This is a genomic window from Paludisphaera soli (genome assembly GCF_011064595.1).
Lineage (GTDB): Bacteria > Planctomycetota > Planctomycetia > Isosphaerales > Isosphaeraceae > Paludisphaera > Paludisphaera soli.
This window is the reverse complement of sequence record NZ_JAALJI010000028.1, coordinates 81,209-105,619: the sequence shown is the minus strand read 5'-3', so window position 1 is coordinate 105,619 and position 24,411 is coordinate 81,209. Positions and strand designations below refer to the sequence as shown.

The window sequence follows — 24,411 nt, the reverse complement described above, 5'->3', positions numbered from 1 at the left end:
AGGTCGGTCGAGTAGGCATTCATCCCGGGGGTCCTCCAGAGCTACCCAGGAATAACCGCGTCAACCGACACAATCAGCGGGAAACGGCTCTAACCCTTTTTCATGCGCCTTTCAGCTCTCCGTCTGCTGTCCTCCCAGAGTTCTGCTCCGGCGAGCCTGTCGACTCAGGTTGGAAGGGCGGGGCCAGGAAAGCCGCGAGTGGGCGATGCCCTGACGGACTGGCAGTGGTTCGGGAGTGCGTCGGAGGATGGCCTCGGAGGAAAGCGAGCGGCGGGAGCACGAGGCGGTGGTCGACCAAGGTGCGACACTGCACGACGACGAGTCGTCGCCTCGCCGCCGAGCGGAGTGGGCGGTTCCGCGAGGTGTAGCGGTTCCGGGCCGGAATCGAAGCCTTACGAATTCTTCCCCGCCCACTTCGCGTCAGGCTACGCCGACGGCCTCGCGGGCCTCGCGGAGCATCTCGCGGGCTTCGAGGCGGGTGCTCTCGGCGGCGGAGTCGCCGCGGAGCATGGCGGCGAGTTCGGCAACGCGCTCGGTCTCGGCGAGCGGGGCGATGGTGGTCCGGGTCCGGCCGCGATCGACCTGCTTGCGGATCACCCATTGCTTCCGAGCATAGCTGGCCATCTGCGGCAGGTGGGTGACGCAGACCACCTGATGGTGCTTGGCCAGGTCGGCGAGCGTCTTGCCCAGGGCCGAGCCAAGCCGGCCGCCGACGCCGGTGTCGATCTCGTCGAAGACCAGGGTCGGCACCCGGTCGACGGCCGCCAGGACCGCCTTGGCGGCGAGCGTCACGCGCGAAAGCTCGCCGCCCGAGGCGATCTTGCGGAGCGGCTGGGGAACCTCGCCGGGATTCGCCAGGAAGATCATCTCGACCCGGTCGGCCCCGGACTCGGGGGGCGACGGAGCGGTCGGATCGTCCCCCAGCGGACGCGGCTCGACCTCGACGGAGAGCTTCGCCCGGTCCATCCCCAGGCACTTCAACCGCGCCTGGATGGCCTTGCCGAAATCCTTGGCCGTCTTGCGACGCCCGTCCGTGAGCGCGGCGGCGGCTTTCTTGACGGCTCCCCAGGCCTCGGCGAGGGGCCGGTCGAACTCCTTCAGGTCGCTCTCGTCGCGCTCGATCGCGGCGAGCTTGGCCTCGATCTCGGCCTTGAGCGCGGCCAGGTCGTCGGGCTGGCAGTGGAAGTGGTTGGAGAGCTTCCGGTACTGGGCTAAGCGGGTCTCGACGTCTTCGAGCCGCTCGGGGTCCTCGTCCCAGCCCTGGCCCAGGTCGCGCAAGGTGTAGGCGACCTCGCGGGTCTCGTCGGCCAGGCGCTCCAGGGTGGCGGCGGCCTCGGCCAGTTCGGGGACCTCCTTCGCGAGCGGTTCGAGCGACCGCGCGACGCGGCAGAGGATCTCCTGGGCCGAGCGGTCGGCCTCGTACAGGAGCCGATGGCCGTCGACGGCGGCGGTGCGCAGGGCCTCGGCGTTGGCGAGGATGTGCGACTCCTGCACCAGCTCCTCGTGCTCGCCGGCCTTGGGATCGGCGGCGGCCAACTCGTCGCGCTCGAACGCGAGCAGGGTCCGCTCGCGCTGACGGGCCTGGGACGAGTCGAGGAGCGCCTGGCGGGCGCGTCGGAGCTGGTCGTGCCGGGTCCGGGCCTCGGTGTAGGCCATGTGGAGTTCCTCCAGGCCGCCGAAGGCGTCGAGGAGGTCCCGCTGGCGGTCGGGGTCGACCAGCGCACGGTTCTCGAACTGGCCGTGGACGTCGATCAGCCGCTCGCCCAGCTTCTGGAGAGTCGCGATCGTCACCGGCATGCCGTTGACCTGCGCGGCGCTCCGCCCCTGAGCCGAAACGCGGCGATTGATGATCAGCGTCCCATCTTCCAGCGCGGACCCGAGGACCTCCTCCAGGTCGGCGCGCAGGGTGGGGTCCTCGATCTCGAAGACGGCCCCGGCGCGGGCCTCGGGCTTGCCCGAGCGCACCAGCTCGGCCGACGCCTTGCCTCCGAGCACCAGGCCGAGCGCGGAGAGCAAGAGGCTCTTGCCCGCCCCGGTCTCGCCGCTCCAGACGCAGAAGCCGTCTTCCAGCTCGATCTGGACGTCTTCGATCGTCGCCAGGTTCTGAACCGAGAGTTCGCGCAGCACGTTCCGGGCCTCCAAGCCCCCCGCCGAATCCAGGGTCGGGGTGAAACCCTCTCGCTCGGACTTCATTGTGCCAATCGTCGTCGAACTATCCAGATGTCCTCGATGAAATTTTGGCCACTCCTTTTCCGGTGGCCCGGGTTGCGGAAAGCCGGCCGACCCGGCGTGGAGCCCGACGGGGCGTCGGCAGGCCGAGGCCGTCCAGACATAATCGAAGCTGACGAAGCGGTTTGCAACCACCCCGAAGGTGATCGAGCCCGAGATCGCCGTGCTGTTTCCGATTCGCAACACGGGAGCGGCCGGACGGACCTCTTGATTACGGATGATCCGGCATGCTGTATGCAGTGTGGCCGCTAAGAGGGCCTGCCGGCCATCGGCTCGGCGTCCTCGACGACATCCATCCGAGGACGCCGTAATGCCCGTCCAACCGTTCAAGGGAAGCGATTGGCCCACCCTGGGCGTCGAGCTGGAGATGCAGATCCTCGACCGCGATTCGCTGGACCTATCTCCCGTCGGCGACGACATCCTGGAGACGGTGCCGGCCGAGTTCGAGGAGTCCGTGAAGCCCGAGCTTTACCAGTGCTGCGTCGAGGTGAACACGGCGATTTGCCGCGACGTGGACGAGGTCGGCCGCGACCTGGCCGCCAAGCTCGCGCTGGTCTCCGAGCGGGCCGGTCGGTTCAACGCCCGGATGGCCTGGGGCGGCTCGCACCCCTTCGCCTACTGGATGGACCAGGACGTCTCGATCAGCGACCGTTATCACCAGCTGCTCGAGGACAACCAGGACACGATCCGCCGCCAGTTGACGTTCGGCCTGCACGTCCACGTCGGCGTGGCCGACGGCGACACGGCGGCGCGGGCCTGCACCCGGGTCGCGCACTACCTCCCGACGCTCCTGGCGCTCTCGGCCAACAGCCCGTACTGGTGCGGTCGCGATACCGGGCTGAGTTCCTATCGGTTGGACGTCATGGGCGTCTCGCCGACCGGTGGGCAGCCGCCGTTCCTGCGGGACTGGGATTCGTTCGTCCGGCTGGCCGAGCGGCTTGCCGAGGTGGGCTCGATCAAGACGACCAAGGAACTCTGGTGGGACGTCCGCCCCAGCGACCGCCACGGGACCGTCGAGGTGCGCATCTGCGACATGCCGACCGACCTGGCCTCGGTCCAGGGGCTCACGGCCCTGATCCAGTGCCTGATCCACAACATCGCAGAGGACACCGGGAAGCAGCCGGCCGAGCTGAACGAATTCGGGCGGCTGATGATCCGTCAAAACCGTTGGCGCGCCGCGAGGCACGGCATCGAGGCGATGCTCGTCGACCCGGAGACGGGCCGCAACGAGGTCGCCCGCGACGCCGTCCGACGCATGACCGACGTCCTGGCGCCGACGGCCGAGAGGCTCGGCTGCTCGCACTGGCTCGCACACGCCCGGGCGATGGCCGAACGCCCCGACGGCGCGACCCGTCAGCGCGAGGTCTTCGCCAGCACGGGCCGGCTGACGGACGTCGCCCGCTTCCTCGCCGGCGACGACGTCTCGGGCCCGGACCAGTCGGCTCGGGAACCAACCGCCGGGTCGGACGTCGAAGTCACGGCTTCGCAATCTTGAGATTCCGGGCGTGGAACCTGATCGCCTCCTGCACATGCTGATCCCAGTACGGCCAGTTGTGGGAACCGGGGAATTCCTCGTACTCGTGCGGCACGCGACGGTCTTCCAGGAACTTGTGGAAGTCGCGGTTGTGCTCGATGAGGAAGTCCTCGGTCCCGCAGTCGATCCGCATCGCCGGGATGCGGCCGTGGTCGATCCCTTCGAGGATCGCGAACGGGTCTTCCGGGCCTCCCTTCGGCTCCTTGCCGAAGATCCGCTCGAACTCGGGGCTCAGCTTCTTGTTCTCGGCCGGGTCGGTGCGGAGGAACGCCAGGGCGCCGGAGTGGGAGTTGACGCTGCAGAACGTCTCGTGATGCTTGAGACCGAGCTTCACGGCGCCGTAGCCCCCCATCGAGAGCCCGCCGACGGCCCGGCCCTCGCGCTCGGCCCTCACGGGGAAGGTGCGGTCGACGAGGCCGACGACGTCCTTCATCAGGTCGTCCTCGTAGGCGTAGCCCTCGACGGCGTTGGTGTACCAGCCCCGGCCGCCGTCCGGCATGACCACGACGATCGGCAGGTCCTGGACGTAGCGCTCGATGCTGGTGCGGCGGGCCCAGATCGTGTGGTCGTCGGAGAGGCCGTGGAGCAGATAGAAGGTCGACCAGGGGCGGGGGACCTCCGGGCCGTCCGGGAAGATGACGTTGAAGGCCGAGGCCTTCGCGAGCGAGCGGCTGAAGTACTGGATCGTGGCGAAGGCCATCACGAGTCCTCGGCGGCTGGGGGGCCTGGGTCGCGGTCGGTCGACTCGGGGATTCGATCCAGTGTCGGGCCGCGTCCGGGGGAAAGCAACGGGGCGAGACGCTCGATCTCGGTTTCAACGGCGTCGGCCGCCGTCGCGAGCGCGGCCCCGGCCCAGCCGAGGTCGTCTCGGAGCGCCTCCACGGCACGCGCCCGGAGAGCCGGGCGGTCCCCGCGCTCGAGGACGGCGCCCAGGTCGATCGCTCGGAGCAGGGCCTTGGTCACCGGCCGCTTCGCCTGCGCGGGGGTGAAAGCTGCGAGCAGACCTCGCGTGATCGGGTCGTCCCCCAGCGCGGCGAGCACGGCGGCCTCGACGGCCGAGCCGCAGGGGAGCAGGTAGCAGGTGTCGTCCAGGACCGTCGGCCGGCCGTCGATCGGGCCGAGCGCGCGGAACCGCGTCGGCCGGTGGAGCCCGGCGACCGCCGCCTTGTACGGGGCGAACGTGTACGGGCCGACGCCGAACATCGCGAACGGCGGCCGCCCCTCGTAGATCGACGACCGCCGCCGGGCGAGACGATCGGCGTGGTCGCTGAGGTAAGTCCAAAGCTTCGGAGCGGTCTCGGCGAGCCGGCGGGTGTCCTCGCCCAGACGATCCTGCGTGACGATCAGCGCGCGGCGGGGCCGCTCGGCCGCCGGCCGTTTCAGGTCGGCCCCCTTCACGAGCGGGTAGACGCGGTCGGCTTCGACGTCCACGACCTCGCCCAGGCCGTTGCGGAGCGGGCCGTGACCGTCGGCGGTCAGCTCCATGACCTCGGCGGCGTCGTGCTTCACTCCCTGTCGCCAGTCCGCGGCGCTCTCGCCAAGGGCGAACTCGTGGGCCGTCGCCGCATCGAGGTCGGTCGCATAGAGTCCCTGGATCGTCCCCATCGTCCGCGCCGGCAAGGCGGCCTCCGGGCCGGCGAACACCCGGACTCGGCCCGAGGCGTCGGGCGGCCCGCCCAGGGTGATCGTGAGGAATCCCGCGCCGACGGACGCCCCGAACCAGCGCTGGGCGTCGATCTCGACGAGTTCGGCCGTCACGGGCGGGCCGGCTCGATGCAGTTGCTGGAGGACGGCTCGCGCGACGCTCGTCTTGCACAGGAGCGCGATCGACGACGGCGGATCGGCCGACTCGGCGATCAGCTTGAGCCAGACGGCCTCGGCCAGGTCGTAGTTGGCGGCGCCCGTGCGGGCGTCGAGCCCGGCGAGCTTCTTGGGATTGCGCCGGGGCGGGAGGTTCGCGCTCTCCAGCTTCCCGAGCGCCGCGTTCGTGACCCAGGGCGGGTTGCCGATCACAAGGAGGGGACCGCCGCCCGACCAGGGGAGTCGGCCGAGGTCCAGCCGAAAGACGTCGGCCTGGAGGATGGTCGCGCGACCCTGGAGGGCGGCGCGGGCCTCGTCGCAGTACGCCTCCTGCAGCTCGACGCCGATCGCCTCGCGCGGGGGGCAGGGGGAGTCGAGCACCGCCTGCAGGAAGGCCCCGCGGCCGCACGTCGGCTCCAGGACCCGAGGCCAGCGCTCGCCGATCGGGCCGAGCCGCCGGACGAGCGCGGCGGCCAGGTCCGGGGGCGTCTGGAAGTCGCCGAGGTCTCGACGCAAGGGGGGGCGTGCCTCGACTCGGCGCCTCTCGAGGGATGGCTTACTTGATCTTGGCCCCGGGGATGCACTCGGCGTCGTCGACGGTCAGCAGGACGACCTTCTCGCCCGAGGTGGCCGCCAGCAGCATGCCGTTGGACGTCTCGCCGCGGAGCATCGCCGGCGCGAGATTGTTGACGATCACGATGTTCTTGCCGACGAGGCTCTCCGGCGTGTAATGCGCCCGGACGCCCGCCACGATCTGCTTCTGCTCGTCCCCCACGTCGACCTGCAGCAGCAGCAGCTTGTCGGCGTTGGGATGGGGACGGGCTTCCAGCACCTTGGCCACCCGGAGTTCGATCTTGGCGAAGTCGTCGTACGTGATGGGGTCGGCCACGGTCCTCGGTCTCTCGCAAAAAGGGTCGGTCGTCGCTGGAATCGGCCCCTGATTCTGACCCGGACCGCTCGGAAAGCCAAGATGAAAGGCGGAGGAAACCCCGAGCGGCGTCGATCGAGCCGGGATCGCCGTCGCCCCACCCTCGGACCGACGCCCGGTGGCCGGTAAGATGGCACGCGGACATTTCGGGCACGGAGCGTCAACACGATGTCGAGAACGTCCGGCAGATTGCGGCGGGTCGACTCCTGGATGCGGCGGCCGCTCGGCCGGTGGGGGCGGCTCACGCTCCTGGTCGCGATGCTGAGCGCGCCGTGGGTCCTGTTCTTCGACCCGATCGCGCCGTTCGCCGGGGCGCACATCCCGCGCGACCCGTTGGCGATCTCTCGGGTCTACAGCGACGACTTCGCCTTCGTGGCGGCCTCGCGCGACCTCTCGCGGACGATCGGGAACCTGTTCGTCCCGCACATCACTCACATCGTCCCGGCGTGGCGGGCGCTGACGTGGTTCCTGGTGACGTGCGCCGGGAGCCTGGAGCGTGTGCCCGAGGTGCTGGCGGTGGCGTCGTATGGGATCCTCGTCGCGACGATGGGGCTGGTCGGCCGATTCGTGGCGAGGGAGACGGCGAACGAAGTCGCCGGCGCGGCGGCGGCCGTGGCGACGGGGACCACGTCCCTGATGCTGGCGTCGGCGACCTGGTACTCGGCCGGCCAGCCGCTCTGGGCCTCGTTCGCGGCGGTCGCGGCGCTCTGGTACGCGCAGGACTGGCGGCGGTCGCGATCGCGGGCGGCGCTCGGGCTCTGCATGGCGTCGACGGCCTGCGCGGGCTGGTTCTGGACGATCGGGCACCTGGCCGGGCCGGTGTCGGCGCTTTACCTGTGGGTCGACGGCCGGCGGTGGTGCCGTTGGGCCGCGGCGGCGCCGATCGCGGCGACGACGCTGGCGGTGGGGCTCTCGCTGGGCCTGGGCGCGGGCCGGATGGACAGCCGGGTCGGCTTCCACGGCCGCACCGCCGCCGAGGCCGCCCGGCCCGTCGCCGGGCTTTTGCACACGATGCAGGCCATCCCGGAGAGCCTGGTGCTGGGCAACCTGGGGCTGGCGGCCGAGACCACGCCGGGGCAGGGGGCCTTGCTCACGACGGGCCTGGTCGCTCTGTGGGCGTCGCGACGCCTCCGCCGGGGGGGGCCGGCCGCTTGCAACCCGCTGGAGATCGCCGGCGGAGCGCTGATGGTCGGGAGCTACCTCGTCGAATGGACCATGCGCGGCTACCTGGATTACCAGTACCTGCGCACGATCAACGCTCACATGCTCGTGCCCTGGTATCACGTCGCGCCCCAGGTCGGGTGGGTGCTGTTCGTGGCGGGCTGGTGGTCGGGGCCGAGGACGGTCGATTCGACGCGGCGGCCGTCGAGGCCGCCGGTCCGCCTGAGCCGCGGCGCGGCGATGGGCGTGCTGGGGTTCTCGGCGGTTCTGGTCACGCTCAATCGGCCTCGCGTGGAAGGCCTCTGGATCGCGAGCACGCCGCCCATGACGGCCTCGGAGGCGGCGCGTTTCCCGATCCCCGAGCTGCAACGAATGCGGGCCAACGCGCTGATGCTCGATCGCGCCGGGCACCAGCGCCGGCACCTCCGGCGGCTCGACCTGGCGGAGAAGGCGGCACGGTCGATGGGGATCGGCCTCGACGCCGTCCACGTCGCGTTCGGCCGCGTCGATGCGCCGGAGCTGCCGGACGACTACGACGCGGCCGACCTGCTCGATCTCCCCGAGCGGGGGAAGGTCGTGGACCCGGCCCGCGTCCGCCAGGCGCTGGGTCGCTACCTGTTCCTGGAGCCGCCCCCCCGGCCCGCCTGGCTTGAACCGGGCGAGGCCTGGCCTCCCGCCTCGCCCCGGGATGGGGCCGAGGCGAGGGACGCCGGCGGGCGCTGATCCGACCGCAATCATCGATCGCTCAGAACGGCCGGCCCGCGTCGATTGGGGCCTCGATTTCCGCCAAGGGCTCGAACAAGGTGAGATTCTTGGTGAACCGCATCTTGGCGGTGTCGGTCCGCCCGGCCCGGTTCTTGGCGACGATGACCTCGGCGATGTTCGGCTGATCGTTCGGGTCGTAATAGTCGGGGCGATGGAGGAGCAGCACGAGGTCGGCGTCCTGTTCGATGGCACCCGACTCGCGGAGGTCGGCCATGCGCGGGCGACGGTCTTCCCGGTTCTCGACGGCGCGATTGAGCTGGGAGAGGGCGACCACCGGGACGTGCAACTCTCGGGCGAGCATCTTCAGCCGGCGGCTGATCTTGGCGATCTGCTCCTGGCGGCTGTCCCTCGACTCGTCGGAGTCGATGAGTTGGATGTAGTCGATCATGATCAGGCCGAGGCCCTGACGCATCTTCAACCGGCGGGCCGAGGCCATGATCTGCAGCATGTTGCGCGAGGGCGTGTCGTCGATGTGGATGGGCGCGGTGGCGATCTCGCCGTACGCCTTCCCCAGCTTGCTCATCTCGCGGTAGTCCATACCACGCCCGGTCCGGAGCTTGTTCGAGTCGACCCTGGCGTGGGCGCTGAGGAGCCGCTCGCCGAGTTCGAGGCGGCCCATCTCAAGGCTGACGATCAGGGTGGGGATCCGATATTGTATCGCCGCCGTGGCGCAAATATTCAGGGCGAAGGCCGTCTTGCCCATCGCTGGCCGGGCCGCCAGGATGATGAGCTGCTCGGGCTGGAAGCCTGTGGTGATGTCGTCAACGTCCACGAATCCGGTGCTGACGCCCGTGACGACGTGGGTGTCCTCGGTCCGCTTGGTGATGCGGTCCATCGCCTCGGACAGGACCCCTTGCAGCTCGTGGACCTGCCCCTTGATCTGATCCTCAGCGATCGCGAAGACCTTCTTCTCCGCGGCCTCCAGAAGTTGCTGTGAGGTGTAAAGGTTGGAGTAGCCGTCGCGGATGATCTCGGTCGCGCTCTGGATGAGCTGGCGGCTCACCGACTTCTGGCGGACGATCTCGGCATGGTACCGCGCGTTGGCGGCGTGGGGGACGCTGTTGGCGATCTCCGACAGCGCGTCGTCACCGCCGACCTGCGCGAGCTGGCCCCGGCGGTCCAGCTCGTCGGCGAGCGTCACGACGTCGATGGCCTTGCCTTCGTCGTACATCTCGCGGACGGCACGATAGACGAGCTGATGCGCGTCGCGGTAAAAGTCGTCCGGGGTGAGGAACGAGACGATGTCGTGGAGGATGTCGTTGTCGAGGAGGATGCCGCCGAGGACGCTCCGCTCGGCGTCGAGGTTCTGGGGCGGCAGGCGGTCGACGGACACGGCGGATTCCCCCCTGGAATACGACCCAGCGCCCCCATTGCTCTCCCTGCCGATGCCGTTGCTGTAGCCCGGGACGACGGATGCCATGGCCAGATCCACTCCTTGGAAGCCGAACGGGCGACCCCTAAAAGCCGGCGCGCGGGGCGTCGCTCGGGAACCAATCGCCTGAACGATTGTATCGGCGGGCGCGGAGGTCGGCATCGCCGAAAACCCGATTCCCGAGATGCCCCAGTTCGGATCGCGAGGGGACGCGGGGATATGCGGGCCGCGGGAGGGAGGTCAGGCCCGGGGCCGGGGATCGGCGTCGACGCCGACCGGGAATGAAAAAGGGGCGTCGGACGCAAGAATCGCGTCACGACGCCCCGGGATGGCACGAGGGGGAGGGGTCAGGAGGTCCCTTCCTCGGTGTGGGTGGGGACGACCCAGAGCTTGACCTCGGTGAAGATGTCCTGGCCGAGGTGGACCTTGATCGTGTAGAGCCCCAGGTCCTTGAGCGGGCCGTCGATCCGGATGTTCTCGGTGGTGATCGGGAAGCCTTCGCTCTTGATCGAGTCGGCGATCTGGTCGGCGTTGACCGAGCCGTAGAGGTGGCCTTCCTCGTTGGCGTTGGCCTCGATTGTGAGCGACCGCTGGGCGATCTGGGCGGCGAGGTTCAGGAGGTCGGCGCGACGGGCCTCCTCCAGCTCGCGGAGCCGCTCGCGGTGCTTCTCGACGACCCGCAGGTTGTGCGGGGTCGCGAACGTGGCGAAGCCCTGGGGGAGGAGGTAGTTGCGGGCGAAGCCGGGGCGGACCTTCACCAGCTCGCCGGGACGGCCGAGGAACGGGACCTCGTGGGTCAGGAGGACGCTCATGTAGCCGTTCTTGGCGCGGAGCGGGTGGTTCTTGCGGCGTTCCACGCCGGGCTGCCTGGGCGGGCCCGCCGTCGCGGCCTTCTTGGCACCGTCCCCTTTGGCCTTGCCCGAGGACTTAGGCTTCGAGGTCTTGGATTGAGTCTTCGCCATTGTCGATTGTCGCTTTCGATCCTGAAGGCACGCGCTGGGCTTGAGGAGCGTCGGCCGTCCTCCCCCATCCTCTCATCCGCAGAGCCGCGCCGAGCCGTTAACGAACCTCTGGGAACTCCGGGCGGGCCGCCCGAAGGGTCGCGCGGCGGGAGGCCCGGGCCATCCCCTCAACCGCGACGCGCAAGCAGTCGATTGAAACCGATCGGGACGAAAACTCCAAGCGGGACGTTTGTGCGCCACCCCGATTCGGCCCCGACGGCCGCCCGTCGGGCGTCCGCTCAGAACGGGATGTCGTCGTCGCCCTGGTCGGGTGCGACGGCCGCGCGGCCGCCGGCGTTGTTCGGGGCGTAGCCGCCGCGCGACGGCCCATTGTCGTAGCCGCCGCGATCCGCGACCGGTTCGGGACGCCCGCGGCGGGGCGGGGCCGACTCGCGGGCCGGCGGGGCGCCGGAAAACTCCTCGTCGCCGCCGACGCCGCCGCCCCCGCCGCCTTCGCGGCGGCTGTCGAGGAACTGCACGCGGTCGGCCTGGACGCGGATCTTGGAGCGCTTCTCGCCGGTCGTCTTGTCGTCCCACTGGTCCATCTTGAGGGCGCCTTCGACGAAGATCAGGCTCCCCTTGCGGAGGATCTGGCAGCAGGTCTCCGCCTGGCGGTCCCAGACCGTGACGTCGATGTACAGCACCTCTTCCCGACGGTCGCCGTCCCGGCCTTGCCAGGAGCGGTTGATCGCCATCCGCAACTCGCTCACGGCGGTCCCGTTGGGGATGCGTCGCAGTTCGGGGTCGAACGTGAGACGACCCATCAACTGCACGCGGTTCAAGTCCGGCATGGCCCCGCTCCTTTCCTGTCCGATTCCCGAGGCGCGAAAAGACCCTGGGATTAGGGTAGACGGTTGTTCCCTATATTGCAAGTCGATTCGCGCGTCGATGGATGCGGTCGCGACGAGGGCGCGGGTCGAGGCGGGTTTGCGGGGGGCGTCGACGTCAGTCGTCGCGGCGGCGGCGGCGGGGACGGTCGTCCATGTCGTCGCCGTGGCCGCTCTCCTCGTCGACGTTGGGGTTCGAGGTCATCGCCTGGTTGACGAGCTGTTCCTCGAGCTTCGGGTGGACCTTGAGGATCAGCTCCCGGAGGATCACGTCGCTCAGGTGGCAGTCGGAGACGATCTCCTTCAGCTTCGAACCGTCGGTCCGGAAGTAGGTCAGGAGGTAGGTCCCCTTCTTGTGACCCTCGACCGGGTAGGCGAGCCGGCGCTCGTCCCACTGGCGGCTGGCGACGATCTCGGAGTCGTACTTCGCGAGGATGTCGTGGACCTGCTTGACGGTGTCGTCCCAGGCGGCCGCGGCCTTGGTGCTGTCCAGAAGGAACATGCCTTCGTAGGTGTTGACGGGCAAGGGTCGAGTCTCCGTTGATTCCGCGTTCGGTGAAGTCGGGTTATGTTATGGGGTCGTGGATCCGTTGTAGCGGTTCATGGCCTCGTGGACGCCCTGGGTCGCCCACACGGCCACGGCTTGCGAGGCGAGGATCAGGGCGTCGTCCATCCGGGCCCGCTCCGCGCCGCGGAAGCGTCCCAGGACGTAGTCGACGGCCTGGCCTTCTCCGGCCTCGCCGATGCCGATCCGGAGCCGGGGGAACTCGTGGGTGCCGAGGTGGGCGGCGACGTCGCGGAGCCCCTTCTGGCCGCCGTCGGAGCCCCCCTTCCGCATCCGCAGCTTGCCGACCGGCAGGTTCAGGTCGTCGCACACCACCAGGACGTCGGACAGGTCGAGCTTGTGGAAGCGGACGGCCTGGCCGACGGATCGGCCGCTGAGGTTCATGAACGTGTCGGGCTTGAGCAGCAGGACCCGGCGGTAGTCGATCTCGACCTCGGCGACCAGGCCCTCGAACTTGCGCGTGAAGGCGGCGGCCCCGGCGCCGGCCGCGAGGCGGTCGACCAGGTCGAATCCGATGTTGTGCCGGGTGCCGTGGTACTTGGGGCCGGGATTCCCCAGCCCCACCACGAGTTTCAAGGTCGCCAAGGGGGCGGCTCCGGGCGGCGTGCGGGGGGACCTTCGGCCGTCGACGCGTCACCCCGGCTCCGTGTCGGGGCCGGGGACGCGTCGGGGAGTGGGCCCCGCGTCGCGGTCAGTCGGCCCCTTTTTCCTTGCGCTCGGGCTTGATCACTTCGGGCTGGATGGCGTCGGCGCCGGGCTCGGCCTCGGTCTCCTGGGCCGGCGCGACCACGTGGACGAGCAGGACGTCGGGGTCGGCCTCGGCCACCACGCCCGTAGGGAGCGTCAGCTCGCGGACGTGGATCCCCTCGCCCAGCTTCAGGGCGGAGACGTCGACCTTGATCGAGTCGGGGATCGCGCCGGCGGGGCACTTGACGGTCAGCGAGCGGACGACCGGCGTGAGCAGGCCGCCGTCGTTGACGCCCGCGGCGTCGCCCTTGTAGTCCAGCTCGACTTCGGTCTCGATCAGCTCTTCCTTGTCGACCCGGGCGAAGTCGATGTGGAGGATCTCCCGGCCCAGGTGGTCCCACTGGACGTCGCGGATCAGGACCGTCTCGGTCTGACCCCCGAGGTCGAGTTCGGCCAGGTGGCTGGCCCCGGCGATCATCGTCCGGGCTTCGATCGCGCCCAGGGTGATCGGCACCACGGCCTGCTTGTGCCCGTAGATCACGGCCGGGATGCGTCCGGCCGCCCGCAGCTTGCGGGACGCCCGGGTGCCCGTCCCCTTGTTCTTGGCGGGGTCGCGCGTCTCGACCCGTAACTTGATTGCTTCGGACATCGTCGCTCGCCTTGACCGGACCCGCGCTGGCGAGGTCCCGTAAAACCTGAAGACAGTTGGGCTTGCCTCGACGCATCCTGCGCCGACGAACCCCTGGGGAGGGTCGCCGCGAGCGGTCGCTCGTCGCACTTCGCCCGTCAAAATGCGGCCCTTGCGACCGCGCATCCGACCATTATGCGAACTGGCGCCGGATCGTTCAAGACGGCAGGCCGCCTCCGTGCGACGAATTCCGGGCCTCGACCTGGCGGACGGCCTCGTACAACCCCACGGCGGCGGCGTTGGCGAGGTTCAGGCTGCGGGCCTCGGGCCGCATGGGGATCCGCAGGGCGCGGTCGCCGGCCTCGGCGACCAGGCGGGCCGGGAGGCCGCGGCTCTCGGGGCCGAAGACCAGGGCGTCGCCGGGGCGGAACGTCGCCTCGGTGTAGGGGCGGGACGCCTTGGTGCTGAACCACCAGAGTCGGTCGCGGCCCAGGGCCTCGGCGACCTCGTCGAGGCCGTCGACGACCCGGAGTTCCAGGTGCTCCCAGTAGTCCAGCCCGGCGCGGCGGACGTAGCGGTCGTCGAGGCGGAAGCCCAGGGGGCGGACCAGCCAGAGCGTCGCCCCCACCGCGACGCAGGTCCGGCCGATCGCGCCGGTGTTGGCGGCGATCTCGGGCTGGGCCAGGACGAGGTGGAGGTTCCCCGCCGGCGCGGTCGGTCTGTCGGACATGGGATCTCCCGTTGCTCCCGGCTCGAGAGCGTGGCCGTGGCCCGCTAGGCCGCCCACGGCCCCGGCGGGGGTCGGAGTCAGCTGGCTTTCGCGAGGTCGGCGGGATAGGATGACTCGCCCCAAGGGAGCCGAGCCCAGCAGCTCATCTCTTCACGCAACAAATTCGGCGTCGGCGTCTTGCATCGTCCGAGAGGGGCCCTGGCCCATTCGAGGATGCACCGGGGCCCGACGGCCTCCACTCCCGTGCGACCATCCCCAACCTCGTCTATCGGAGCGGTTTCGGGGCGGCCGGGTTCCGAGGATGAAGCATACATGAGGATCTTTTACTGCGCGGGCCCGGGGGATCTGATCGGGACGTACCGGCATTATCTCAAGGGTGAGCCCGACCCCGGACAGGTTGCGGTCACCTATTCGTCGCAGTTCTTCGACGTCTGCCGCGAGTTCGGGCTACGGGCGAAGGTCGTCACGGTCCATCCCAGGGCCGCCGATTCGTTCGCGGCTGAGCGCGTCGAGATCGTGAACTGGCCGTCGCCCTGGATGCGGCGGCGCAAGTTTGGCTATTACCTGGGGAGCCTCGGGTATCACCTCCGGCTGATCGCGGCGATTCTCGCCTTCCGGGCGAAGGTGGTGGTCCACTTCGACTTCATCCACTGGTTCCTGCTGGCCCCGGTCGCCTGGCTCGGGGTGAAGGTCATACCGACGATCCATTGCCGATTGTGGACGGGCGACGCCCCGGCGGGGCGGGTTCACGGGCTCGTCATGCGACTCAACGGCTGGTACTTCCGGCGATGCGTCGTGGGGGTGATGTGCGTCTCCGACGAGATCGCCCGGCAAGTCCGTGAGATCGCCGGGGAGGAGCTGCCGATCGTGGTCTTCTTTCCGAGCTACCCTCCCGGGACGTTCGACGTCGCGCCCGAGGCCGATCCCCCGGGGGGCACGGAGAGGCGTCGGATCCTCTTCGTGGGGCGGGTCGAGGCCTCGAAGGGGGCGTTCGACCTGGTCGACGTGGCGGCGATGCTTCGCGACCGGGGCTGCGACGACCTGGTCTTCGACGTCTGCGGAGACGGCGGGGCGCTGGCGGAGATGAAGGCGATGGCGCGGGCGCGGGGGGTCGAGGATCGCTTCGTGTTCCGGGGGTACGTCGACCGCGACCGCCTGCCGTCGATCTTCCGCTCGAGCTTCGCCGTGATCGTCCCCACCCGGAGTGAGTTCGCGGAGGGGTTCAACAAGGTCGTCGCCGAGGGGGTTTTGGCGGGCAAGCCGGTGATGACCTCCCCGACCTGCCCCGCGATCGAGAGCCTCGGCGACGCCGTGCTGGTCGTCCCGGCGGATGATCCCCGGGGCTACGCCGACGCGATCCAGAGGCTCCGGGACGACCGCGGATTCTACGACGCGATCGTCCGGGCGGGCGACGCGCGTCGCGGGCCGTTCCACGACCCGGACGCAGGCTGGGCCCACGCATTTCGCACGCTGCTCCTCCGCGCGGTCCCCGCCCTTCGCGGGCAGAACCGAGGCGAGGCGGCCGGCCCGTTCCGGCCCTGAGCCGGCCTCGTAGGGGCGATGGATCGGGCCTCTCCGATGACGGGGCGGATCGGCCTGGCTACGGCGTGAGAAAAGACGCCAGACCGGCGGGTTGAGCCCCCGCCGGTCTGGCGTCGCGGCTATCGCGTCGAGCCGCCGGAAAAGGCCTCAGAGCTGGTCGGCGCTGATGATCTCGCCGCCGTTGCGGGTGGAGAGGGCCTGGTAGACGCCGATCTTCGAGCCCGGGGCGATATTGTACACCCGGTTCGAGGAGTCGTAGGTGACGCCGATCGGGTCCGAGGAGGTCCCGTCGATGGTCCAGGAGTCGATCGTATCCTTGAGGAAACGGACCGAGCCGTCGCAGAGCGCGACGTTCGCGCCGCCCGGGTGGAAGCTCGAGACGGACATGGCGACGTCGTCGCCGGTGGGGGACGTCCCGATGTTCTTCCGGTGCGAGTTGATCGAGTAGAAGGCGTGCGAGAGCGTGTCGGTGTAGTACGCCGAGTTCCAGCCGTGATACGTGTTGCGGGTCGCCGGGGCGACCAGGCCGTGGCCCACCTCGGTGAAGAGGATGGTGTTGCTGGTGCCGTCGGTGATGGAGCTGATCGTGACGGCGCTCTGGCCGTAGATCGTCCCGTTCATGATCGCCATCCGCTGGGCGTGGGTGGCCGCGTTGGTCAGGAGCCGGAGGCCCCACAAGCCCTGGTTGCCGCGGTAGCTGGTGTACGACTGCCTCCAGCTCCCGGGGGGGAGCGAGGTGTAGCCCAGCGAGGCCCGGAGGGCGTCGTCGATCGCCACGGGCTGGGAGACCGTGGCGTCGCTCGGGCACCAGAGGCTGCTGACGCCGATCCCCGCGAGGGTGATGTTCTCCAGGTTCAGCGACCGGAACGAGAAGTTCGCCACGTTGAAGGCGTTCGCCTGCTCCATGTACGGCGCCATCCGCACGAAGACGCTGTAGTTCTCACGGGTGGCCCGGGAGTAGAAGTCGATCGTGTTGTACTGACCGCCGGGGAAGCTCCCGTTGCTGCTCTCGTAGTTCGCGGCGGCCAGCCCGAGCTGCTTCAGATTGTTGGTGCACTGGGCGCGGCGGGCGGCCTCGCGGGCCGACTGCACGGCCGGAAGCAGCAGCGCGATCAGGACGGCGATGATGGCGATGACCACCAGCAGTTCGATCAGCGTGAATCCACGCCGGCGAGAGATAGTCCGATGCATGCAAATCCCTTCGAGAATGAGGGGGACGAAGAAACAGGGCGAGAGGAGGGGACGGAGGGGACGTCGAGACGCTTCGGGCCGAGAGCGGAGGCTCACCGGCCTTCCGCCGCGTCCGCCTCGGTGGCTCGACGCTTCTTGGCGCTCGGCGAGGTCTTCTTGGCCGCCGCGTCGGCGTCGGCGACTTCGCCCTTGCGCGCCGGGAGGTCGATGGTCCCTTCCTCGGGGTGGCTGCCGCAGCCCATCGGGACGAGGAATAAGGCGAGGATCAGGCCGCACGGGAGGACGCGGCGAGGCGAGGCATGCCCCTTCATGAGATCGGCGGACTCCGGGAGATCGAAGGATGGAAGCCGGCGAGCCGACTCGGCAGGGGGAAGAGGCGCCGGAGGAGAGAGGGGCGGGGGAGGGGAGGATTCGCCGTGAAGGCACCGCCAGAGTGCATGGTAACAGGTCTTCACGATATTGGCAGCGCGCGATGAGGAATTCTGGATCTCAGGGGATCGCGGCTCGCTTCTGCAGGTTACGGGCCGTCGTCACGGCCCTGGCCGGGGCGCAAGGGACCGCCCAGGAACTGGCGGGCGCGAGGTCCTGGGCGGCGTGGTTCGGGATCGAATTCGGGCGGACCGGGTCAGAAAGAGTCGGCCGAGACCACTTCGCCGCCGGCACGGGTCGTCAGCGCCTGGAAGACGCCGATCTTCGCGCCGGTGCCGATGTTGTAGGTGGAGTTGGCCCAGGTGACGCCCGGCGGGTCGCCTGTCGTGGGGTTGGGCTGCCAGGTGTCGATCGTATCCTTGATGAACCGGACGGAGCCGTCGAGCATCGACGCGTTGACGCCGCCGGAGTGGAAGCTGGAGAGGAAGATCGGCAGGTATTCCTCGAAGGCGTCGTTCGTGAACAGGCCCTTGACGGTCGACTTCTGGGCGTTGATCGGCCAGAAGCTGTCGAAGGTGTTGTCGGTGTAGTAGCCCGACGACCACCAGTGGTAATAGTCGCGGATGTTGTTGGCGAGCATCGAGTGGGCGTGCTCGCTGAACGCCATGGTGTTGCTGGTGCCGTCGGTCACGCCGGCGATGGTCACGTTGGAGTGGCCGTACATCACGCCCGACATGCTGGCCAGGCGGCCGGCGAAGTTGGTGTTGTTGGTGCGGATCGAGAGCGACCACATCCCGGAGTTGCAGGCGTAGCTGCTGTACTGCATCCGCCAGGAGCCCGGCGGCAGCGAGGCGCCGAAGTTGGTGCCGACCGGCGACGATTGCGAGACGACCGGGTCGCTGGGGCACCAGAGCGACGAGATGCCCTGGTTGATGACGGTGAGGTTCTCGACGTCCGACTGGCACAGGAGCATGTTGGCGGCGTCGTACACCCCCTTCTGCTCGATGAACGGCGCCAGGCGGAACCAGATGCTCAGGCTGTCGCGGGTGGTGCCGTCGCGCCACCGCCGGGTCGTCAGGTTGCTCGGCGGATAGCAGCCGTTGCTCGACTCGTAGTTGGCCGCGCCGAGGGCGAGCTGCTTCAGGTTGTTGATGCACTGGGCGCGGCGGGCGGCCTCGCGGGCCGACTGCACGGCGGGGAGCAGCAGGGCGATCAGGACGGCGATGATGGCGATGACCACCAGCAGCTCGATCAGCGTGAAGCCACGCTCGGCCGGCCGGCGTGGCGAGAGGGCGGCGGAAGGCATCCAGGATCTCCTGAATAAGGACCGGGAAAGCGGGCGGATCGCGGCTTCGAAGCGGGACGGGTCGGGGGGCGGTCGACTCGACGTCAGCGGCCGATGCCGAGGGCCTCGCGCGCGCTGACCGACTTCCCTCGGACCTTGACCGGCGGCTGGACCTGCCCCCCCTTGACGACGGGGGCCGACGGGTCGGTCTCGGGCCCCTTCGATTCGGGGGAGCCGATCGTGCCGACTTCGGAGGGCTGGCAGCCGGCGATCAGGATCGTCGCGGCCAGCACGAGGGCCGATCGAAGGAACGGGGAGCGGGGCGACATGGCGGACAACCTCCCACCGCGGGGTGAGTCTCGCAGGCGATGGTGCAAGTCGGACGAATTCGGAACGAAGGATTCATCGACCACCGCCCGACGTCGGGGGTGTGGCCGGTCCTTCAGCGGGCGGACGGCGCTTGGTCCACGGATCGAGGGCTCGCCGGCCCTGGGAGAGGGGAAGGGGCCGGTTCATCCTCGATCGGCAAGGTTCTCTTTTGCAAGAGGCCACATCCTACCATGGTCGCGAGGCCGGTTGTCAAGGGACGTGGCGGGGCGTCCGCAGATCCGTGGCGGCGAAGCGACTCGCGCGGCAGCGATCGCGACGCCCTTCCCGCACGCGCGAAAGAAAGCCTCCGCGGGCCGGGCGGAGGCCGACTCGCGGAGGCTCGCGGGTTGCGTCGGGGTCGGCCGGGTCGGCCGCGTCAGTAGGCGTCGGCCGAGATGACCTCGCCGCCGGCGCGGGTCGTCAGCGCCTGTAAGACGCCGACCTTCGAGCCGGGCGCGAGGACGGGGGGGGTGAAGGAGTTCGTGTAGGTCACCCCCAGCGGGACCGCCGTGGTCGGGTCCAGCGCCCAGGTGTCGATCGACTCCTTCAGGAACCGCACCGAGCCGTCGAGCATGGAGACGTTCGCCCCCCCGGGATGCAGGCTGGAGAGGTAGATGGCGGTTCGTTCCGTGAACGTGCCACTGGTGAGGACGCTCTGCGGGAGCCGCTTGTGGGCGTTGATCGGCCAGTAGCTGTGGAAGCTGTTGTCGGTGTAATAGCCCGACGACCACCAGTGATACTCGTCGCGGATGGTCTGCCGGAGGATCGAGTGGGCGCGCTCGCCGAAAGCGATCGTGTTGCTGGTGCCGTCGGTGATGCCGGCGACGGTCACGTTGGAATGGCTGTACATTGGGCCGGTCATGCAGGCCATGAGCGCCGCGAAGTTGTTGTTGGTGCGGATCCGCAGGTTCCACAGACCGGCGTTGGCCGCATAGCTGCTGTATTGCATCCGCCAACTGCCCGCCGGCGCTCCGGTCCAGTTGAGGGCCACCGACTGCGAGACCAGGGGATCGCTCGGGCACCAGAGCGACGTGATGCCCTGGCCGATTACGGTCAAGTTCTCCCAGTCGGACTGGCAGAGGAGCATGTTTGCGGCGTCGTACACCCCCTTCTGCTCGATGAACGGCGCCAGGCGGAACCAGATGCTCAGGCTGTCGAGGGTCGTCTGGGACCGCCAGCGGAAAGTCGTCAGGTTGCTGGGCGGGAAGCAGCCGTTGCTCGACTCATAGTTGGCCGCGCCTAGGGCGAGCTGCTTGAGATTGTTGGTGCACTGGGCGCGGCGGGCGGCCTCGCGGGCCGACTGCACGGCCGGCAGGAGCAGGGCGATCAACACGGCGATGATGGCGATGACTACCAGCAATTCGATCAGCGTGAAGCCGGAGCGGCGGTCGGGCCGGGTCGGGGGCATGCGGAACTCCTGGTGAGGACGTCGAGGAAGGATCCGGGGACGATGATGAGAACGTGGCGTCGAGGCCGGCTCATTTGCGGGACTCGCGGGTCACGGGCACGACGGCCCCCTTGCCCTTCCCCTTGGCCGGCACGTCGGGATCGGCGACGGCCGCGTCGTCCGGCGGAGCCTCCGGCCCGACCGTGCCCACTTCCTCGGGCTGGCAGCCGATCAGGACGAGGGCTGTCAGGCCGATCGCGAACCAGCGACTCTTCGAAGGACGAGGCATGGATCCGGCTCCAAAATGAGGACGTCGCCCGCGCGCAAGGACGGCGTCGCGAGGCTCGACCCTCGCGGCGTGGGGAACCCCCGAAGCGCGCGGAGGCGCCCTGGGTCGAGGTCTGTCGGGACGAGCGGGCGCTCGAGCCATCCGCGCGCCGGAGAGGAGAGGGGGGGGCGCGGACGGGACCAAGGGCTTGCGGGATCGATCCAGGGGCGTCGATCCCGGCAGGCCGTTATAGGCGATAGCATGGATCCGCGTCAAGCCGGCGAACCGAACGGATCCCGCGATTTCGGGCGAACGGATTCGTGCGTGAAAGGCCGTTAATGAGAGCGGACGAGATCCTCGTCGGACTCGGCGTCGGCGTGTTCGGCGTCGCCGTTCGAGCCGGGCCGATGGGCGAGGGCTCGCGAGGCGTCGCGGCGCTCGTCGGGGGGGCGGCGCTCGTCGCGGCGGTCGGCCAGGCGCTGGATGACGTAGTAGAAGACGGGCGTCAAGAAGATGCCGAACAGGGTGACGCCCAGCATCCCGCTGAAGACGGCCACGCCCAGGGTCTGGCGCATCTCGGCGCCGGCCCCGGCGGCGAGGATCAGGGGGACGACGCCGAGGATGAAGGCCAGCGAGGTCATGATGATCGGCCGCAGCCGGAGTTCGCAGGCCTCCAGGGTCGCCTCATACGCGGAGGAGCCGGCCTCGCGCCGGGCCTTGGCGAACTCGACGATGAGGATCGCGTTCTTGCACGCCAGGCCGACGAGGACGATGAATCCGACCTGCGTGAAGATGTTCACGTCCATGCGCCAGAGGTTGACGCCGATGGTCGAGCAGAGCAGGCACATCGGCACGACCAGGATGACGGCGAGCGGCAAGGCCCAGCTCTCGTACTGGGCCGCGAGGACGAGGAAGACGAGGACCACCGCCAGGGCGAAGGCGAACATGGCCGTGTTGCCGGTCTGGCGCTGGAGCAGGGCCAACTCGGTCCAGTCCGAGCGCATGGCCTGGGGAAGCTCCTCGTCCATGATCCTCTGCATCTCGTCGAGCGCCTGGCCCGAGCTGACGCCCGGAGCGGGGTAAAGGTTGATCGCGGCCGAGGGGTAGAGGTTGTAGCGCAGGTTCATGACCGGCCCGCTCACGTCTCGGGTGCGGACGAGCGACCCCAGCGGGACCATGCCGCCCTGCTCGTTGCGGACGCGGAGCCCGGCGAGGTCGCGCATCTCCTGGCGGAAGTCGGCGCGGCCCTGGACGTTGACCTGCCAGGTGCGGCCGAACCGGTTGAAATCGTTGACGTAGAGCGAGCCGAGGTAGACCTGCAGGGTGTTGAACAGCTCCGAGATGGAGACGCCCAGCAGCTTGGCCTTGTCGCGGTCCACGTCCAGGAAGAGCCAGGGAGTGTCGGCCCGGAAGCTGGTGAACAGCCCCTGCAGCATCGGCGAGGCGTCGCCCGCCGCGACCAGCCGCCGGGCGGTCGCCTCCAGCTCGGCGGGGCCGAGGTCGCCGCGGTCCTCGACGACGATCTTGAAGCCGCCGGCGGTCCCCAGGCCGTCGACCGGCGGCGCGTCGAAGACGTTGACCGTCCCCTCGTGCACCTGCTCCTGGAGCGCCTCCTGGAGGCGGGCCGCGATGACCGGGCCGGACAGCCCTTCGTGCGCCCGGTGGTGGAAGTCGTCGAGCATGACGTACATCGCGCCGAAGTTCGGGGCGTTGGCGTTCATCAGGATCGACTGGCCGGCGATGGCCAGGGTGTGCGTGACGCCGGGGAGCTTGAGCGCCAGGGCCTCGGCCTGCATCATGACCGCCCGGGTCCGCTCCAGCGAGGAGGAGTCCGGCAGCTGGACGTTCACCAGCAGGTAGCCCTTGTCCTGCGACGGGATGAACCCGGTCGGCGTCCGCGAGAACCCCCAGTAGGTGACGTAGAGCAGGCCGCCGTAGAGAAGCAGGACCAGGGCGCTGACCCTCAGGAGGCCCCCCACGATCCGCGTGTAGGAGCCGGTGGCGGCGTCGAAGAAGCGGTTGAACGCCGCGAAGGCCCAGCCCAGCAGGCGATTCAGCGGGAAGCCCAGCAGCAGCCCCGCCGCCGCGCCGGCGGCCCCTCCCAGGATCATGCCGAGGCGGTCGTGGGTCAGGATGGTCGAATCCCGGAGGGCGGCCGGCTGCGGGAACATCCCGGCCGCCGCCGGTCCCAGCCAGACGGCGCCGGCCCAGGCCCCGACCGCCAGGAACGTCCAGATCGGCAGCGCCTCGAACGCCCCCTTGCGGCGGGGCTTGAGCAGCAGGGCCGCCAGCGCGGGGCTCAGGGTCAGCGAGTTGAACGCCGAGATCAGCGTGGAGGTCGCGATGGTGAGGGCGAACTGGCGGAAGAACTGGCCGGTGATCCCCGAGATGAACGCGCAGGGGACGAACACCGCCGTCAGCACCAGCCCCACCGCCACCACCGGCGAGGAGACCTGCTCCATCGCCCGGATCGTGGCCTCCCGAGGCGCGAGGCCGTGCTCGATGTGGTGCTCGACGGCCTCGACGACGACGATGGCGTCGTCGACCACGATGCCGATCGCCAGCACCAGCCCGAACAGCGTCAGGTTGTTCAGGCTGAACCCCATCGCCGACATCACGGCGAACGTCCCCACCACGGCGACCGGCACGGCGATCAGGGGGATGAGGGCCGACCGCCAGTTCTGGAGGAACAGCAGGACGACGATCGCCACCAGGATCACGGCGTCGCGCAGGGTCTTGAAGACCTCGTTCACCGACTCGGTGATGAACGGGGTGGTGTCGTAGGCGATGGCGTAGTCGACGCCCTCGGGGAAGCGGTCCTTCAGCTCCTCCATCTTGGCGCGGACGGAGCGGGCGGTCTCCAGGGCGTTCGAGCCCGGGCGCTGGTAGACCGAGAGGGCGACGGTGGCCCGGCCGTCGAGCGTGCAGGCCTGGTCGTAGCCCTGCGCGCCCAGCTCGACCTCGGCCACGTCGGAGAGCCGGACCACGCCGCCGGCGGGGTCGGCCTTGAGGACCATGTCGGCGAACTGCTCGGTGTCGGTCAGCCGGCCGAGGGTGGTGATGGTGAACTGGAAGGCCTGGCCGGTGTCGACCGGGGGCTGGCCGAGCTGGCCGGCGGCGACCTGGATGTTCTGCTGCTCGATCGCCCGGACCACGTCGGACGCGCTCAGGTTGCGGAACGCCATCTTCTGGGGGTCGAGCCAGACCCGCATGCTGTAGTTGCGCTGGCCGAGGTAGGTGATGTCGCCGATGCCGTCGAGCCGGGCCAGCTCGTCGCGGAGCTGGATGGTGGCGTAGTTGCTCAGGTAGAGGTTGTCGCGGGAATCGTCGGGCGAGTAGACGTTGATGATCATCAGGATGCTCGGCGACTTCTTGGTCACCGAGACCCCGCGGCGCTTGACCAACTCGGGCAGGATCGGCTCGGCGAGGGCCTCGCGGTTCTGCACGAGGACCTGGGCCATGTTCAGGTCGACGCCCGGCTTGAACGTGACGGTCAGCGTGTAGTTGCCGTCGTTGGTGCACTGCGACGACATGTAGAGCATGTTCTCGACGCCGTTGACCTGCTGCTCGATCGGCGCGGCGACGGTGTCGGCGACGACCTGCGCGTTGGCCCCCGGGTAGTACGCCGAGACCTCGACCGTGGGGGGCGTGATGTCGGGATACTGCGCGACGGGGAGCGTCCAGAGCGTGACGCCGCCGGCGAGCGTGATCACGATCGAGAGCACCGAGGCGAAGATCGGTCGGTCGATGAAGAATCGGGAGAACACGGCGGC

Annotated in this window: 21 protein-coding genes; 3 read left to right on the top strand and 18 right to left on the bottom strand. The window is 69.4% G+C overall.

The window, feature by feature from the left end:
• Positions 1-420: 420 nt before the first annotated feature.
• Positions 421-2,193 (bottom strand): DNA repair protein RecN, encoded by a 1,773-nt coding sequence (gene recN / locus G6O68_RS26145; RefSeq protein ID WP_240911515.1) that lies wholly within the window; start codon positions 2,191-2,193, stop codon positions 421-423.
• A 346-nt stretch (positions 2,194-2,539) separates the two neighbouring features.
• On the opposite strand from recN, the gene G6O68_RS26140 reads away from it, so the two are divergent.
• Positions 2,540-3,724 carry a carboxylate-amine ligase gene (locus tag G6O68_RS26140; RefSeq protein WP_165251687.1) on the top strand — a complete coding sequence of 395 codons (1,185 nt, stop codon included), beginning with the start codon at positions 2,540-2,542 and terminating at the stop codon, positions 3,722-3,724.
• On the opposite strand, the gene G6O68_RS26135 is transcribed toward G6O68_RS26140, so the two are convergent.
• From G6O68_RS26135 to metG, 3 genes are read right to left on the bottom strand one after another with little or no spacing between them, the layout of a single operon-like run.
• Positions 3,705-4,463, bottom strand: coding sequence for an alpha/beta hydrolase (locus G6O68_RS26135; protein ID WP_165251685.1), 759 nt, complete (start codon positions 4,461-4,463; stop codon positions 3,705-3,707). The genes G6O68_RS26140 and G6O68_RS26135 overlap by 20 nt on opposite strands.
• Positions 4,463-6,079: a class I SAM-dependent methyltransferase gene (locus G6O68_RS26130; protein ID WP_165251682.1), complete on the bottom strand. Its 1,617-nt coding sequence runs from the start codon at positions 6,077-6,079 to the stop codon at positions 4,463-4,465. Before G6O68_RS26130 ends, G6O68_RS26135 begins: the two co-directional genes overlap by 1 nt.
• Before the next feature lie 40 nt (positions 6,080-6,119).
• A complete protein-coding gene (gene metG, locus G6O68_RS26125) occupies positions 6,120-6,452 on the bottom strand; it encodes a methionine--tRNA ligase subunit beta (RefSeq protein ID WP_165251680.1) in 333 nt (110 codons plus the stop codon).
• Between the two features lie 207 nt (positions 6,453-6,659).
• Between metG and G6O68_RS26120 the strand changes: the two genes are divergently transcribed.
• Positions 6,660-8,375: a hypothetical protein gene (locus tag G6O68_RS26120; RefSeq protein ID WP_165251678.1), complete on the top strand. Its 1,716-nt coding sequence runs from the start codon at positions 6,660-6,662 to the stop codon at positions 8,373-8,375.
• 22 nt (positions 8,376-8,397) lie between these two features.
• On the opposite strand, the gene dnaB is transcribed toward G6O68_RS26120, so the two are convergent.
• The 7 genes from dnaB to G6O68_RS26085 all read right to left on the bottom strand — a co-directional run bounded on the left by dnaB (position 8,398) and on the right by G6O68_RS26085 (position 14,227).
• Positions 8,398-9,837, bottom strand: coding sequence for a replicative DNA helicase (gene dnaB, locus G6O68_RS26115; protein WP_165251676.1), 1,440 nt, complete (start codon positions 9,835-9,837; stop codon positions 8,398-8,400).
• A 299-nt stretch (positions 9,838-10,136) separates the two neighbouring features.
• On the bottom strand, positions 10,137-10,751 hold the full coding sequence (rplI, locus tag G6O68_RS26110; protein ID WP_165251674.1) for a 50S ribosomal protein L9: 615 nt from the start codon (positions 10,749-10,751) through the stop codon (positions 10,137-10,139).
• A gap of 278 nt (positions 10,752-11,029) precedes the next feature.
• Positions 11,030-11,581: a single-stranded DNA-binding protein gene (locus tag G6O68_RS26105; protein ID WP_165251672.1), complete on the bottom strand. Its 552-nt coding sequence runs from the start codon at positions 11,579-11,581 to the stop codon at positions 11,030-11,032.
• A 154-nt stretch (positions 11,582-11,735) separates the two neighbouring features.
• Positions 11,736-12,143: a 30S ribosomal protein S6 gene (rpsF, locus tag G6O68_RS26100; RefSeq protein WP_165251670.1), complete on the bottom strand. Its 408-nt coding sequence runs from the start codon at positions 12,141-12,143 to the stop codon at positions 11,736-11,738.
• A gap of 45 nt (positions 12,144-12,188) precedes the next feature.
• Positions 12,189-12,767, bottom strand: coding sequence for an aminoacyl-tRNA hydrolase (gene pth, locus G6O68_RS26095; RefSeq protein ID WP_240911514.1), 579 nt, complete (start codon positions 12,765-12,767; stop codon positions 12,189-12,191).
• Between the two features lie 106 nt (positions 12,768-12,873).
• Positions 12,874-13,518: a 50S ribosomal protein L25 gene (locus tag G6O68_RS26090; protein ID WP_165251668.1), complete on the bottom strand. Its 645-nt coding sequence runs from the start codon at positions 13,516-13,518 to the stop codon at positions 12,874-12,876.
• Positions 13,519-13,714: 196 nt separating this feature from the next.
• A complete protein-coding gene (locus G6O68_RS26085) occupies positions 13,715-14,227 on the bottom strand; it encodes a tRNA (cytidine(34)-2'-O)-methyltransferase (RefSeq protein WP_165251666.1) in 513 nt (170 codons plus the stop codon).
• Between the two features lie 312 nt (positions 14,228-14,539).
• Here G6O68_RS26085 and G6O68_RS26080 point away from each other — a divergent pair, with 312 nt between their 5' ends.
• Positions 14,540-15,769, top strand: a complete 1,230-nt coding sequence (locus G6O68_RS26080) for a glycosyltransferase family 4 protein (protein ID WP_165251664.1) — start codon at positions 14,540-14,542, stop codon at positions 15,767-15,769.
• 147 nt (positions 15,770-15,916) lie between these two features.
• Here G6O68_RS26080 and G6O68_RS26075 read toward each other — a convergent pair whose 3' ends face one another.
• The 7 genes from G6O68_RS26075 to G6O68_RS26045 form a co-directional block, all read right to left on the bottom strand.
• Positions 15,917-16,960 carry a DUF1559 domain-containing protein gene (locus tag G6O68_RS26075; protein ID WP_165251662.1) on the bottom strand — a complete coding sequence of 348 codons (1,044 nt, stop codon included), beginning with the start codon at positions 16,958-16,960 and terminating at the stop codon, positions 15,917-15,919.
• 92 nt (positions 16,961-17,052) lie between these two features.
• Positions 17,053-17,271 (bottom strand): hypothetical protein, encoded by a 219-nt coding sequence (locus G6O68_RS26070; protein ID WP_165251660.1) that lies wholly within the window; start codon positions 17,269-17,271, stop codon positions 17,053-17,055.
• Between the two features lie 314 nt (positions 17,272-17,585).
• Positions 17,586-18,635 (bottom strand): DUF1559 domain-containing protein, encoded by a 1,050-nt coding sequence (locus G6O68_RS26065; protein ID WP_165251658.1) that lies wholly within the window; start codon positions 18,633-18,635, stop codon positions 17,586-17,588.
• Between the two features lie 83 nt (positions 18,636-18,718).
• Positions 18,719-18,943 carry a hypothetical protein gene (locus tag G6O68_RS26060; protein ID WP_165251656.1) on the bottom strand — a complete coding sequence of 75 codons (225 nt, stop codon included), beginning with the start codon at positions 18,941-18,943 and terminating at the stop codon, positions 18,719-18,721.
• A gap of 416 nt (positions 18,944-19,359) precedes the next feature.
• Positions 19,360-20,391, bottom strand: coding sequence for a DUF1559 domain-containing protein (locus G6O68_RS26055; protein WP_165251654.1), 1,032 nt, complete (start codon positions 20,389-20,391; stop codon positions 19,360-19,362).
• 70 nt (positions 20,392-20,461) lie between these two features.
• Positions 20,462-20,659, bottom strand: coding sequence for a hypothetical protein (locus tag G6O68_RS26050; protein ID WP_165251652.1), 198 nt, complete (start codon positions 20,657-20,659; stop codon positions 20,462-20,464).
• Positions 20,660-20,973: 314 nt separating this feature from the next.
• The gene (locus tag G6O68_RS26045; RefSeq protein ID WP_165251650.1) at positions 20,974-24,405 is read right to left on the bottom strand and encodes an efflux RND transporter permease subunit; all 3,432 of its coding nucleotides are present in this window, start codon (positions 24,403-24,405) and stop codon (positions 20,974-20,976) included.
• Positions 24,406-24,411: the final 6 nt, after the last annotated feature.